Annotated in this window: 12 protein-coding genes; 4 read left to right on the top strand and 8 right to left on the bottom strand. The window is 39.2% G+C overall.

Annotated features, from left to right (window positions below):
- The first annotated feature begins 53 nt into the window (after positions 1 to 53).
- Together ribD and msrC are read left to right on the top strand one after the other, a co-directional pair.
- Entirely contained in the window at positions 54 to 1,082 is a 1,029-nt protein-coding gene (gene ribD / locus MB14_RS08025; protein ID WP_375596894.1) for a bifunctional diaminohydroxyphosphoribosylaminopyrimidine deaminase/5-amino-6-(5-phosphoribosylamino)uracil reductase RibD, read from the top strand.
- Between the two features lie 53 nt (positions 1,083 to 1,135).
- On the top strand, positions 1,136 to 1,618 hold the full coding sequence (gene msrC / locus MB14_RS08030; protein ID WP_062591063.1) for a free L-methionine (R)-S-oxide reductase MsrC: 483 nt from the start codon (positions 1,136 to 1,138) through the stop codon (positions 1,616 to 1,618).
- Here msrC and MB14_RS08035 read toward each other — a convergent pair.
- The 5 genes from MB14_RS08035 to MB14_RS08055 form a co-directional block, all read right to left on the bottom strand.
- Complete coding sequence (locus tag MB14_RS08035) at positions 1,615 to 2,277, bottom strand: phosphatidylserine decarboxylase family protein (RefSeq protein WP_062591064.1); 663 nt, start codon at positions 2,275 to 2,277, stop codon at positions 1,615 to 1,617. The genes msrC and MB14_RS08035 overlap by 4 nt on opposite strands.
- 15 nt (positions 2,278 to 2,292) lie before the next feature.
- On the bottom strand, positions 2,293 to 3,570 hold the full coding sequence (locus MB14_RS08040; RefSeq protein ID WP_062591065.1) for a Glu/Leu/Phe/Val family dehydrogenase: 1,278 nt from the start codon (positions 3,568 to 3,570) through the stop codon (positions 2,293 to 2,295).
- 88 nt (positions 3,571 to 3,658) lie between these two features.
- The gene (locus tag MB14_RS08045) at positions 3,659 to 4,471 is read right to left on the bottom strand and encodes a phosphatidate cytidylyltransferase (protein WP_062591066.1); all 813 of its coding nucleotides are present in this window, start codon (positions 4,469 to 4,471) and stop codon (positions 3,659 to 3,661) included.
- Positions 4,472 to 4,473: 2 nt separating this feature from the next.
- Positions 4,474 to 4,674, bottom strand: coding sequence for a putative signal transducing protein (locus MB14_RS08050; RefSeq protein ID WP_053222136.1), 201 nt, complete (start codon positions 4,672 to 4,674; stop codon positions 4,474 to 4,476).
- A complete protein-coding gene (locus MB14_RS08055) occupies positions 4,671 to 5,681 on the bottom strand; it encodes a CPBP family intramembrane glutamic endopeptidase (RefSeq protein ID WP_062591067.1) in 1,011 nt (336 codons plus the stop codon). The genes MB14_RS08050 and MB14_RS08055 overlap by 4 nt, the downstream gene beginning before the upstream one ends.
- Positions 5,682 to 5,716: 35 nt before the next feature.
- Here MB14_RS08055 and dusB point away from each other — a divergent pair, with 35 nt between their 5' ends.
- Positions 5,717 to 6,715 (top strand): tRNA dihydrouridine synthase DusB, encoded by a 999-nt coding sequence (gene dusB / locus MB14_RS08060; protein ID WP_062591104.1) that lies wholly within the window; start codon positions 5,717 to 5,719, stop codon positions 6,713 to 6,715.
- On the top strand, positions 6,712 to 7,602 hold the full coding sequence (locus MB14_RS08065; protein ID WP_062591068.1) for a DMT family transporter: 891 nt from the start codon (positions 6,712 to 6,714) through the stop codon (positions 7,600 to 7,602). Before dusB ends, MB14_RS08065 begins: the two co-directional genes overlap by 4 nt.
- On the opposite strand, the gene MB14_RS08070 is transcribed toward MB14_RS08065, so the two are convergent.
- From MB14_RS08070 to MB14_RS08080, 3 genes are all read right to left on the bottom strand, one after another.
- A complete protein-coding gene (locus MB14_RS08070) occupies positions 7,589 to 8,431 on the bottom strand; it encodes an endonuclease/exonuclease/phosphatase family protein (protein WP_062591069.1) in 843 nt (280 codons plus the stop codon). The two genes, MB14_RS08065 and MB14_RS08070, sit on opposite strands and share 14 nt — an antisense overlap.
- A 173-nt stretch (positions 8,432 to 8,604) precedes the next feature.
- Positions 8,605 to 10,236 (bottom strand): alkaline phosphatase PafA, encoded by a 1,632-nt coding sequence (gene pafA, locus MB14_RS08075; protein ID WP_062591070.1) that lies wholly within the window; start codon positions 10,234 to 10,236, stop codon positions 8,605 to 8,607.
- A gap of 11 nt (positions 10,237 to 10,247) precedes the next feature.
- Positions 10,248 to 12,890: a tetratricopeptide repeat protein gene (locus MB14_RS08080; protein ID WP_062591071.1), complete on the bottom strand. Its 2,643-nt coding sequence runs from the start codon at positions 12,888 to 12,890 to the stop codon at positions 10,248 to 10,250.
- Positions 12,891 to 13,011: the final 121 nt, after the last annotated feature.

Here is a 13,011-nt window from a genome sequence, read left to right on the forward strand (position 1 = left end):
CAATTAAAATAGGGGAAGAAGGAATAGTATTACGCATTCGCTAAATTGCGCGGGTGAATGATCAGCAAGACTTGAAATGGATGCAGCGTGCATTGGACTTAGCCGAATTGGGGCGAGGTCATGTTAGCCCAAACCCGATAGTGGGCTGCGTAATTGTTCACAATGATAAAATTATTGGCGAAGGCTATCATCAAAAGTATGGAGGTGCGCATGCCGAAGTAAACGCTATCAACTCCGTATCCAATCCCAATCTGCTTTCTGAAAGCACTTGCTACGTTACTCTTGAACCTTGTGCACACTTTGGCAAAACTCCGCCCTGTGCCGATTTATTAGTGGCTAAAAGCGTAAAGAGAGTTGTCATTGCGTCTATGGATACTAATCCGCTTGTTGGAGGAAAAGGTATTCAGAAACTTAAAGATGCTGGAATCGAAGTCAGCACTGGAGTTTTAGAGTCAGCCGCGAGAAACCTGAACAGTAGGTTTTTTACCATGATTGAAAAAAAGCGACCCTATATTTTGCTTAAATGGGCGCAAACAGCTGATGGTTTTATTGCGCGCAATAATTTTGACAGCAAATGGATTAGCAGTGAGCAATCGAGAATGATGGTGCACCAATGGCGGGCTGAAGAAGATGCTATTTTGGTGGGTACGAACACCGCATTGCACGATAATCCCAAATTAGATGTTCGCGATTGGCATGGTGATTCACCGCTTCGCTTAGTGATAGATAGACATTTACGAATACCCACCGACTTTAACTTATTTGATAGGAACTTACCTACCATTGTTTATAATTTGAAAAAGGCGGAAGAAAGCAACAACCTATTCTTAGTGAAAATTGGAGAGAAGGATTTTCTCCAAAACATGCTAGCTGATTTGTATGAGCGCAAAGTACAGTCTGTCTTGGTGGAAGGAGGAAGTTTCTTGCTCAATTCTTTAATAGCTTTGGGTTTGTGGGACGAAGCTCGCGTGTTCGAATGCCCTGTTTTATTCAATGAAGGCATTATGGCGCCAAGTTTAAAAGATGCGCCATCAGAAACGGTTCAATTACAAACTGATGTGCTGAAAATTTACCGACATTAAGGAACCAACATTCACACAATTCTCTTTTAAATTCGCAATTCAGAATTAAAATTATGGCCGAAGAACTTATCATCTCGAACGATTTAAGCAAAGCAGAAAAATACGAATCGCTTATTCCGCAAATTGAAGCCTTGGTTACTGGCGAACCAGACCAAACAGCCAATTTGGCCAATATTGCTTCGGCTCTAAAGTATGGAATGGGCTTCTTTTGGGTAGGTTTCTACTTGGTAAAAGGAGAGGAATTGGTATTAGGGCCTTTCCAAGGGCCAATTGCTTGCACTCGTATTCGTAAAGGAAAAGGAGTTTGCGGAACCAGTTGGGAAAAGGCTCAAACCATTCTTGTTCCGAATGTAGATGAATTCCCCGGTCACATTGCTTGTAGTTCGGCTTCCAAATCGGAAATCGTATTACCAGCCATGAAAAACGGGGAAGTCAACTTAATTCTTGATGTGGACTCAGACCAGCTCAACGATTTTGATGAGGTAGATCAAGTACATTTAGAGAAGTTAATGCGGATAATTGAAGACTTAATTTAAGCCAACTCTGCAATTAAGGTTTGTCCGCCTTGGGTTACTTGTCCAATCTCTACTTTTACCACTGCATCTAACGGTAAGAAAAGATCGACTCTTGACCCAAACTTGATAAAGCCGAATTCCTTGCCTTGAATCACAGACTGATTTTCTTTTACGTAGCACTTAATTCTACGGGCAGCTGCACCAGCAATCTGACGGATTAGAATTTCTACTCCTTTATGGATTTCATAAACAAGTGTAGTTCTTTCGTTTTCTGTGCTTGATTTTGGATGCCAAGCCACTAAATACTTGCCTTCGTGGTATCTGAAGTACTTTATAAGGCCAGTAACAGGGTTTCTGTTTACGTGCACATTGATAGGTGACATAAATATAGAAACTTGAATTCTTTCCTTTCCTTTAAAGTATTCGTCTTCGGTAGTTTTTTCAATTACCACCACTTTTCCATCAGCAGGAGCTAGAATTTGCTTTTCATTGATTTCAATTTTTCGAGATGGGTTACGAAAGAATTGAAGGAAAAACAGGAACAGAATTAAGCTGACGGCACCAATAATTCCGATCCAAGGGCTAGGGATGTTCAGCAAAAAGAACAAGCCTAAATTTAAACCTAGTAATATGGAAAAGAGCACTGCTAGCAGTGCTCTTCCTTCTTTATGAATATTCATTAACTAATTTTCTGGTTAGAAACCACCTCTATATTTATAGGTAGAAGCAACTTTATCAATCGCTACAATGTAAGCCGCAATACGCATTGGTACATTATATTTAAGCGATGTTTCATATACTTTGTCGAAAGCATCTTTCATGATCCTGTCAGACCTTCTGTTTACTCTTTCGCGCGTCCACTTATAGCCTAAACGGTTTTGTACCCATTCAAAGTATGATACAGTTACACCACCAGCGTTCGCAAGAATGTCTGGAGCAACCATAATACCTTTTTCGTTGATAATTTTATCTGCTTGGGCGGAAGTTGGTCCGTTAGCACCTTCAACAATAAGTTTTGCCTGTACTCTATCAACGTTACCTGAATGGATTACATCCTCTACAGCAGCTGGAACAAGAACATCCACTTTTAGCACTAACAAATCAGAAGCATCGTCCATTAGTTCAGCGCCTTTGAAGCCTTCCAATGTGCCATTATTGCTATCGCGATAAGCCACAGCAGCTTTGATGTTAATTCCTTTTTCGTTGTAGTATGCGCCAGAAATATCACTAATCGCAATAACAGAAGCTCCTCTTTCTTCAAGAAGTAAAGCTGCATGAGATCCTACATTTCCAAAACCTTGAACAGCTACGGTAGCATGATAAGGATTGATATTTAGTTTTTCCATAGCGGCCAAAGCAGAAACCATTACACCACGTCCTGTGGCTTCGGTTCTACCTAAAGAGCCCCCAAGTACTAAAGGTTTTCCAGTTACCATGGCATTTACAGTCATACCATGAGCCCTAGAGAACTCATCCATCATCCAAGCCATTTCTCTTGGTCCTGTACCCATGTCTGGTGCAGGAATGTCTCGGTCTGGACCGAAAACATCTAGCATAGCATTGGTATATGCTCTGGTTAACCTTTCGATTTCACCAGCAGACATCTCTCTCGGATTACATTTGATGCCGCCTTTGGCACCACCATAGGGGATGTCTACAACAGCACACTTCCATGTCATCCATGCAGCGAGTGCTTTTACTTCGTCAATGTGTACATCCATGGCATATCTAACACCACCCTTTGATGGTCCTAGGATATTCGAATGAATTACCCTGTGACCCTCAAAAACGCGAATAGAGCCATTATCCATAGTGATTGGAAGTGACACAGAGACTTGTTTTGAAGGAGATTTGAGCACGTTATATACTTGCTCGTCCAGTCCGAGTGCTTCAGCAGCAATGTTGAATCTGGACATCATTGACTCGAAAGGATTAGCCTTGTCCTTAATCGGAGCCGGTTCAATGTAACCCATAGAGAAATCTATCTTTGTTTAAAAACTTGGTCAAAATTAAGGAAATTTTAAAGTAATACGGTCTATTACTTGATGCTTATTTGAGATATTATGTGATGACCATCAAGTATAGCGTAACGAACGGAAGCGCGAACAGTAGTCCATCAAATCTATCGAGAAAGCCGCCATGCCCTGGAAGTACGCTCCCAGAATCTTTAATGGCCAAATGGCGCTTAAATAGCGACTCAATTAAATCACCATAACTACCAAAAACACTCACGATTATCGATAACCCAAACCATTCAATTGTGGTAAGGTCGGTAAAGTATAAACTCCATATATAGATAATTCCTAGTGAAATCAGTACTCCACCAACGGTTCCTTCCCATGTTTTGTTTGGAGAAACACTCTCAAATAGTTTTGTCCTCCCCATGCTTTTGCCTACAAAATAGGCTCCGGAGTCGTTTGCCCACTGGGCAATTAGCACGCCTATAATTAAGGCATATTCGTATGACTCATTCTTAAACACAATCAAATTGGCCATGCTTAAAGGGAAAGCGATATATATTACCCCAAATAAAGTGAGTCCTAATGAAATGATAGGTTGATGCGTTTTCTGACGATAAAGGGCAAACATAAAACAGATCACTAATAAGGAGGGTAATAACCATAAGTATTTAGTGTCTAGTTTTCCCGCAGTGGAAAGGTGTACTAAAACAAAGAGGCAAACGCTAAAAAATGAACCCCATATTTTAAAAGGAGTATTTCCCGAAGCGACAATAAGACCATAAAACTCTCTAAGAGTGAGAATCATGATGCATAAAAAAATCAAGGCAAAGGTCCATGAACTAAATACTATACCCGCTATTATCAGAGAAACTCCGAAAATGCCAGTGATAATCCTTAATAAGAGATTACTCATGATTAAAAGTTCAGGTCGCCTATAATCTTTAAGGCTTTGATCACATTAGATTGTTCCACTTTCACTTCTAGATTTCCGAAATGATAGGAAGAATCCTTTTGGTTAAGCAGCACTGCTTCAATGTTGTTATCTATCAACACGTCTTTCACAATCTCGGCTTGGTGCGGCATATTAGTTTTGAAAACTGTGTTCCAATTGCTCATCTAAATGATTTTGGTTTAAGATAGTAATTTCTGAATACGAACAGCAAAAAGGAAACGACTATCAGCGCAACGATTCCCGCATAACCGGGTAATGAATCAGTTTCGTCAGGGTTAATATCTGTTACTTCTGTTTGATACATGTAAGCTACAATAAGCGCGAAGCCATTATTTGCGATGTGGGCTACAATAGGGTACCACAAATTTCCAGACCAGACATATAAGTAACCAAATAGCGCCCCAAGGATCATACGTGGGAAAAGGCCATAGAACTGCATGTGTATAGCAGAAAATAAGAATGCCGAAACCCAAATGGCGACATGTGCATTTTTAGACCATCGGTGCAGTGAGTTTTGCAATAAACCCCTGAAAAGAAGCTCTTCGCCTATTCCTGGTAGTATAGCAACTACCACAAAAGCCAAAAGGAATGTACCGAAGCTGTCGAAGGTGGTAAACATCTCCGTGGTTTCTTTTAAAGAGTCTTCCATCTCGCGAGCAAGTTTTTCAAAACCAGCCATAAATTCTGGAAGTTGAATATTTTCGTTCCATTCAATAATGTAACCATTAACAAACACAAAGGCGATGGTAACAAAAACAGCTAGAGCTAGAGGAAAAGATTCAGTTTTGGATTCGCCAAAAACAACATTCATTGGTTTTCGTGCTAGGTTTTTCATATAAAACCAAGGCACCAAGAAAGTAAATACTACGGTATAAAGTGATTGCGAAATTAATAATTGTGATTGGCCTATTAGCTCAAAGAGTGCTTCGGGGTTTGATAAAACCTCAGTTCCTCCACCATTGATTAATACAAAAATTATTACTGCTATTGTGGCTGCAAACTGACCCACGAAAAAACCTGCAAATAACAGCCCTAGTACTACCCAAAAAGTCTTTTGAGTGTTTTCGTTATAAGTGGTTACGGTGTTTAATTCTCCGTTTTCGAACTCCTTAATTACATCTACTCTTTCCCCTCTCAAGGAAATATTAATCCCGTTGTCGATTCTCGCCATAATGACGTAAATTTACGCGATTTTTCGAAATGGGCATGGTTAAAATTGGGAACATAGAATTAGGTGAATTTCCGTTGCTTTTGGCGCCAATGGAGGATGTTAGTGATCCACCATTTAGGGCTGTATGCAAAGAAAACGGTGCAGACCTGATGTTTACTGAATTTATTTCTTCTGAGGGATTAATTCGGAATGCGGAAAAAAGTGTGCAAAAGCTCGATATCTATGATTACGAACGCCCTATTGGGATTCAGATTTTTGGAGATAAAATTGAGTCAATGCGCGAGGCGGCTTCTATTGCTGAAGCAGCTCAACCCGAAATTGTGGACATCAATTACGGTTGCCCAGTAAAGAAAGTAGCTTGCAAAGGAGCTGGAGCTGGTATTTTACTCGACATTCCCAAAATGCAGCAGATGACTGCTGAAATTGTGAAACAGGTAAGTTTGCCGGTTACCGTAAAAACCCGACTAGGTTGGGACGATTCCACCATCAGAATTTTGGAAGTAGCCAAAAGACTGCAAGATGTAGGAATTCAAGCCCTGACTATTCATGGTAGAACCCGTGCGCAGATGTACAAAGGCGAAGCGGATTGGACAAAAATTGCTGAGGTAAAACATCACCCTGATATTCATATTCCGATTTTTGGAAACGGAGATATTGATTCGCCAGAAAAGGCATTGGACTATAAAAACCGCTATGAGCTTGACGGTATTATGATTGGTCGAGCGGCCATTGGTTATCCCTGGATTTTTAATGAGGTGAAACATTTTATTAAAACAGGAGAGCACTTGCCCGTTCCAGATATGAAAACTAGGGTGGCCACCGCCAAAAAACATTTACAGTTTTCTCTGGAATGGAAAAACGAGCTTCAAGGCATTTTTGAAATGCGAAGACATTACACCAATTATTTCAGAGGAATACCTAACTTCAAGCCGTACAGAGCACGCTTGGTTGAATCTGAAAATCCAGAAGAGTTGTTTAATATTCTGGATGAGATTTCGACCGTGTTCGAAGATGCTTATGCTTTGGTTGAATGAAAAATACGAACGTTTTAGCGTGGTCGCTACTTATCTTGCTTGCCCTGATTTGGGGAAGCTCCTTTATCCTTATTAAAAGAGGACTTGCGGTTTTTAACGCTGGCGAAGTTGGTGCTTTGCGCATTTTGGCTGCCTGTCTGTTTCTAATTCCAATCTCAATTCCAAAAGTAGGAAAGCTGTCGTTCAAGCATCTTAAATTACTCTTCATTATTGGTTTGGTAGGAAGTTTCATTCCGGCCTTTCTCTTTGCAATTGGCCAAACCCAATTGCCTAGCGGGGTTACGGGAGTATTAAATGCCCTTACGCCAATTTTCGTTCTAATAATGGGTGTGCTTTTCTTCAAACAAGAGATTACAAAAAGGAAGACATTTGGATTGATCACGGCTTTTGTAGGAACTACTGTACTACTGGCGGCAGGTAGTACTGGTGGGCTCAGGGGTATTAATTATTACGCACTCTTTATTGTATTGGCTACTATCTGTTATGGCATAAACCTAAATGTAATAAAGTATTATTTGGCGGATTTAAAACCACTGGTAATTACATCTGTGAGTTTATTGTTTATGGGTCCCTTAGCCGGAATTTATTTACTCATTTTTACAGATTTTTCGGTGACCTTGGCTACTGAAGAAGGGGCGTTGGAAGCCTTTGGTTATATTTCTCTTCTGGGGGTTATGGGCACAGCAATAGCGCTTATTCTTTTTAATAAGTTGGTGCAAATCACTAATCCACTATTTACAAGTACGGTAACGTATCTTATTCCCATTGTGGCTTTAATTTGGGGTTTTTGGGATGGTGAAGACCTAGGTTTAGGGCAGGTAATAGGAATGCTGGCTATTTTTGTTGGCGTCTATATTACCAACAGAAAGAAGTCTATTTCAAAGTAAATTTAGCGTGGATCAGGTAATGATCTGAAACGTACAATCGATTTCTTTCAAAACGGTCGATGCCTGAAGTGGTCATTTCAAAGCCATCAGACTTTCTGTAAAATATATAGTCAATTCTGGGGCAGTTCCTTCCACCATGAAAACTGTGATAGGTACAGCCTTCGAATGGGCCTCCGGTATACGTGTCGGCATATTCTTCTAAAATTCGCTTAGTAACGATGTCGTCAGAAGGCACATTGAAATCGCCAACCAATAAGGTTGGGTATTGGTCTTTATAGTCTTCCAGTTTTGACAGAATCATTTCAATGCTGTTCAACCTAGATGATTCAGACCTATGATCTAGCAGGGTGTTTAATACCCGAATACGCTTCTTGTCTGTTTTGTTTTCTAATACCACAACGGTGGCAATTCTTGGTAGTGTATTTCCCCAGCTTTTAGATTCTGGTTTTGTAGGAGTGTCTGAAAGCCAAAAAGTTTCTTCTTCAATCAACTTCCAAGTTTTCTTGCTATAGAAAATCGCATTGGCTTTTCCGTCTCCGTTTTTGAGCCCTTGCGTTCTGTAAACTACATCTAAACCAGAAACGCCTTTAGAAATATCCTTGATTTGGGTTTCGTTTACTTCTTGTAAACAGATGATCCCGTCTTTGTATTGTTGAAGATTGGCAATCGCCCTTGATTTCCGTTTTTTCCAGGTATTTTCTAAATCGGCAGGAGTACCGTAAAGCAAATTTAAAGATGCAACCTGAATCTCATTGACAGGGTCTTGCTCAAAGGAAGTTGCATTTAAAACACCACTGAACAGAACGAGAAGAGAAAAAAGAAACTTCATACTCTAAAGTAGTATGAATTCCATGAGTAGAACAAGTTTTAAGCAGAAAAAGCGTGACCAACAACAATTAATAAGATGCAATAACTTATTATATGGCTTTTTATGGGGGTAAAAAAAGACCCTTGAGAAAATTCACTTCTCAAGGGTGTTTTCAGAGCTGCGTTTTGCAATTCTTATTTAAACATTTCTATAATTGGTGTGCCCGTGGCGCCATTCGGAAGTCTCATATTCAATAACATACTTACAGAAGGCGCAATATCAGTAATGTGAATTTCGCGAACAGAATTTCCTTTCTTAATTCCCCAACCGTAAAACAAAATAGGTACATGGGTATCATAAGTCCATGAATTTCCGTGACCTGTACCTTTACTGCCTCCAGTTTGCCATCCCGGATCCATTACTACCAATACGTCACCTGATTCTTTAGTGTGATACGCATTTTGTAATAAGTTCTTAATGTTTTTGGTGTAGTTGTTGGTCACTAAATCACGAGCAGTGAGAGCAATGTAAATACCATCTTGCTCCATCATTTTAGCGGCAACAAAGCTTTGCATTTCATAAAGGTCAATACCTTCAGCTTCGATCAATTTGTGATTTAAATGGATGTTGTTAGAAAAAGATTCAATCCAGGCTTTTGCTCCATATTTTGCACTCAAAGCGGCAGAAACAGCTTTTCTCGCATTACTGTTACTAAAGTTGTCAGTTTTAAAGCCATCATCTTTCATTTGGATTGAGTTTTCGGCCACTGCATGGTCAGCAGTTAAGAAAACACTGTAATTACCTTTACCTACTTTTTGATCGAGCGCATCAAATAATTTGGCGAGTTCACGATCTAATCGGATATAAGTGTCTTGAACCTCTTTAGATTGAGGGCCAAAGTTATGGCCTATATAATCGGTGCTAGAGTAGCTCACAGCTAAGAAGTCAGGCGTGTTGTCTTGCCCTAAGTTTTCGGCATCAACAGCAGAAATGGCAAACTCGGTTAATAGGCTATTTCCGAACGGAGTACTTGAAATCAATGAGAAATTGCCATTGTCCTTTCTTAACTCTTTTAAGTTATAAGGAAATGTGGGGGTGTCTTTTCCTCTAAATCCCGACTCATATTGAGAGTTGTCTGGGCCACTTATATTATAATTCTCAATGGGCAAAAAAGTATCCCATGTCATGTTTAAATACTTGTCTACATGCTGAGCTGAGTTGAATGATTTCACCCAATTTGGTAATTCTTTCATGTAATAAGTAGAAGTCATGAATTCACCAGTACTTGAATCGTACCAATAAGAACCATCTGACAAGTGACCACCAGGTAGGGCTGAACCTCTATCTTTGATTGACATTGCAATCACTTTTCCTTGTTTCTGTGTGTATAGCTTAAGCTCGTCTGTAATTGTAGTAGAATAAAGATTCATTGGAGAAATAAGTCCGCTTTTGGCCGAGCCTCCTACTGCCACTACGGTGGTGTCTTCTGCGCAGTAAACGCTTCTGCCTAAACTTCTGCTATACCAACTGTTATTTACAATCCCGTGTACTGCTGGGGTTGTGCCAGTATACACTGATGCATGACCAGGGCCAGTATTTGTTGAAGAATAATTGTAATGCCCATTTCTGGCCATAAACCCTTCTTCTACAAATCTTTTAAAACCGCCTTCGCCAAAATTTCCGTAGAATCGGGTCAAATATTCTTGTTTCATTTGATCTACAACAATACCGACTACTAGCTTAGGCTTTTCATTTACGTTTTGCGCCTTTAATTGTATAGACGTTAGCAATGCAAGCATTAGAATTAAATAAGAAGACTTCTTCATTTGTAGTTTTTTCAATTTATAGGGCAAGCTATTTTAAAATATTCATCCTGTTTAAAAGTCTGTGTAAACAGTTTATTACCATTTTTGTCGAAGTAGATTACCACATAAATATTGGCTTCTCTTACGATCTTCACAGCAAAATAAATAGGATCATTCGCTGTACCTAATACTTTTATTTCATCGTAGGTTGCTTCAATAAATTCGCCTCGCGTATTACTGTAAACTCCCTTTCCGTTTTCTGTGGTAATCAATAATTTTTTCTCTTGAGAATTTTCTTCAAGTATTTTATAATTCAGAATTCCCTCATAATGTAAAGACTCATCTCGGATGTCATGTAAAAACCATTCGTTTTCAATTCTTGCTAAGGCTACGGTGTCGGTAAAATATTTAACTTCATCATAATCAAAAGCACTTAATTCTCTGTTTTTTGTGGAAATAAAGCCTTTAAGCTTGCCTTTGGTAGCCACCATCACTGTGTCGGAATAAGGTTCAATAAGCTTATCGTAAGAAGGTGGGATTTTAATCTGCTTTTCAATATTGATTACACCTACTTTTCCTTTATGTAAAATGCTAACATAACCGTTTGTGTTGGAGCCAATTCCATCATAAATAAAGTTCAATACATAGTTGCCAGTACTGTCGGTAAGGGCCGCATTTGTTTTCTGTAGACGGATTAAGTTAGGCCCTAGTGCCACTGCATCTTCCAGTGTGATGCTAAGAATTTCTCTTCCAAAACTATTGTAAATCTTCCTCGCTTTTTTTGGGCCAGTAAGCATTAAAAAGTCGAACTCTACTTTTACTCCTGTACTCACATAACTCTGAGGTATCAGGAGCTTCGGTTCCCAACCTTTCTTAATATCAAGTTGTTTGCCGTTGGAGAATAGAGCAGTGGTTTGCTCTTCTTTTTTCAGCATAACTATGTTTTCGCCCCAAAGCCCTAATGAGTCGTAATTATATTTTGGTTGAAATTTTCCGGCCTGATCTAGCAAAGTCCATTTGCCATCTTTTTTCACTCCAAGCCAACGCTCACTTTCAACTACTTTTTCGTAGTGGAGGTCTTTTAAGGATAAATACTTGTTATGTAATAGTTGAATTCCTTTGGCAGACTTTAGTTGCCAACCGTAAGTTTTAGGGTATATTTTATAAGTGCCCAAGGGAATTAAAGTGTTGAGTTGAGTATCAAAAATAGCCTCTTGCCCATTTTTAACCACCCAAAAGTTTCCATCATCAAGAAGCTCAACTTCTTCATACATAAAGTCTAGGTTCACTTTGTTGCCATTGGCGGCTGGAAATAGCGTCTCTGCTTTTGCCAGTGCAATTCCTTCCTCTTTTTGAAGCCAAATGAAATTTCCAATGGTATCGATATCTATAAACTGATGGCTTAGCAGAGGCTTTTTATTAATGGTGGTTAAGCCATAAAAGCCATTTTGTTCTGTTCTGATAAAATGTGAATTCAAAATAGCAATGGACGACATGGGCTGGTCAATAATTAGCTCGCCCGATTTATGAACAAGCATAAAGCCTGATTCACTTTCTATTTGGATATAGCCAAAACCGACATCGGAAGCATTATCGAAGTCCCCTTCATAAATCACGGTTCCGTTTCGTGCAACGATTTGCTGCTTACCACTTTTTTCACCCACGACAAAATCAGCCAACTGAGGCGAGCATAGACAGTTAGTGTCTACTTTATCGAAACCTGTTTTAAGTGTGGTTTCGGCTTTGCTGTTTATGAAGTTGATTTTGCCATCCTCAATTTTAGGAAGCCAATAGCCAGTTTCTAATGATGCGACTTTTTTTATCGAGTCTTTGGCGGTCTGAAACTTAAAGTATTTAAAAAAGTCTTGATCGGGGTATTGCGCTTTAAAAAGCTGATAAAGCCTCGGAACGCTTTTCCTTGTAAGTTTTTCGTTAGGATATTTTTTTAAAAAATCGGTATAATCTTCTATGGAGTTGGTGGCTGTAACAATTTCGTAAATGTCCTTTTCTACCGATTCGTGATATGGCGTTTCAGGGTACTCTTCTAAAAAACTTATCAGACTTTCCAATTTACCGTCAGCTGTTTTTTCTTCAAAGAGCAGTTTTTCGTAGAGAGGCTTTGCCTTTTCAAAATCTTCTGCTCTTGGGTATTTCGTCATAAAGGTCAAATAACTCTGCCAAGTATTAATGGCAGAAGCATCTTCAAAAGCAATATGATTTCTCAGTTGAATCGCCTCAGGTATTTGGTCGGCATCAGCATGTTTATTAATAAACCAATTGTAATCTGAAATAGCGTGTTTGGCTTTAATAACCTCAAACTTCAGCTTATCAATTTTATCTTTTTGCTTTTGCAAAGCAACTGAGTCAATGCCGAGCTCTTTTAAGTTGCCTAAATCTTTGGGGTCTTTAATTTGTTTGAAATTAGAAATGGCCTTATTCACAAAATGATAGGCAGAATCGATGCTATAGTTTTTAAATAGGCTATCGATAAAAATTTTTGAGTACAAAAAATTGCCTGCGGGATTCAGGCTGTCCTTCTCTAAAGACTTGTTCAGTACTTCAATAGCCTTTTCAGTGTCTCCCTTTTCATATAAGCGAAAAGCACGAGTAGGAATCTCTAAAGCGAATAGAGAAATCATAATAACACCAACAAATAGCTGAATCCCTTTTGACATAGTGATTAATGAAAGGCAAAAATAACAAACATAAGCGCAATACGGTAGGTTATCAGGTTCCTTTTAAGGGTAGAGAGGGTTAACTGGTTTCTGGAGTTGTAAATCTCAAGGAAAGAAGCAG

It is taken from the genome of Roseivirga ehrenbergii (genome assembly GCF_001593005.1).
GTDB classification, from domain to species: Bacteria; Bacteroidota; Bacteroidia; order Cytophagales; family Cyclobacteriaceae; genus Roseivirga; species Roseivirga ehrenbergii.

Coding starts and splice junctions, on each gene's coding strand:
- msrC (WP_062591063.1), top strand. CDS start 1,136: ATGGCCGAAGAACTTATCATCTCGAACGATTTAAGCAAAGCAGAAAAA.
- MB14_RS08035 (WP_062591064.1), bottom strand. CDS start 2,277: ATGAATATTCATAAAGAAGGAAGAGCACTGCTAGCAGTGCTCTTTTCC.
- MB14_RS08040 (WP_062591065.1), bottom strand. CDS start 3,570: ATGGGTTACATTGAACCGGCTCCGATTAAGGACAAGGCTAATCCTTTC.
- MB14_RS08045 (WP_062591066.1), bottom strand. CDS start 4,471: ATGAGTAATCTCTTATTAAGGATTATCACTGGCATTTTCGGAGTTTCT.
- MB14_RS08050 (WP_053222136.1), bottom strand. CDS start 4,674: ATGAGCAATTGGAACACAGTTTTCAAAACTAATATGCCGCACCAAGCC.
- MB14_RS08055 (WP_062591067.1), bottom strand. CDS start 5,681: ATGGCGAGAATCGACAACGGGATTAATATTTCCTTGAGAGGGGAAAGA.
- dusB (WP_062591104.1), top strand. CDS start 5,717: ATGGTTAAAATTGGGAACATAGAATTAGGTGAATTTCCGTTGCTTTTG.
- MB14_RS08065 (WP_062591068.1), top strand. CDS start 6,712: ATGAAAAATACGAACGTTTTAGCGTGGTCGCTACTTATCTTGCTTGCC.
- MB14_RS08070 (WP_062591069.1), bottom strand. CDS start 8,431: ATGAAGTTTCTTTTTTCTCTTCTCGTTCTGTTCAGTGGTGTTTTAAAT.
- pafA (WP_062591070.1), bottom strand. CDS start 10,236: ATGAAGAAGTCTTCTTATTTAATTCTAATGCTTGCATTGCTAACGTCT.
- MB14_RS08080 (WP_062591071.1), bottom strand. CDS start 12,890: ATGTCAAAAGGGATTCAGCTATTTGTTGGTGTTATTATGATTTCTCTA.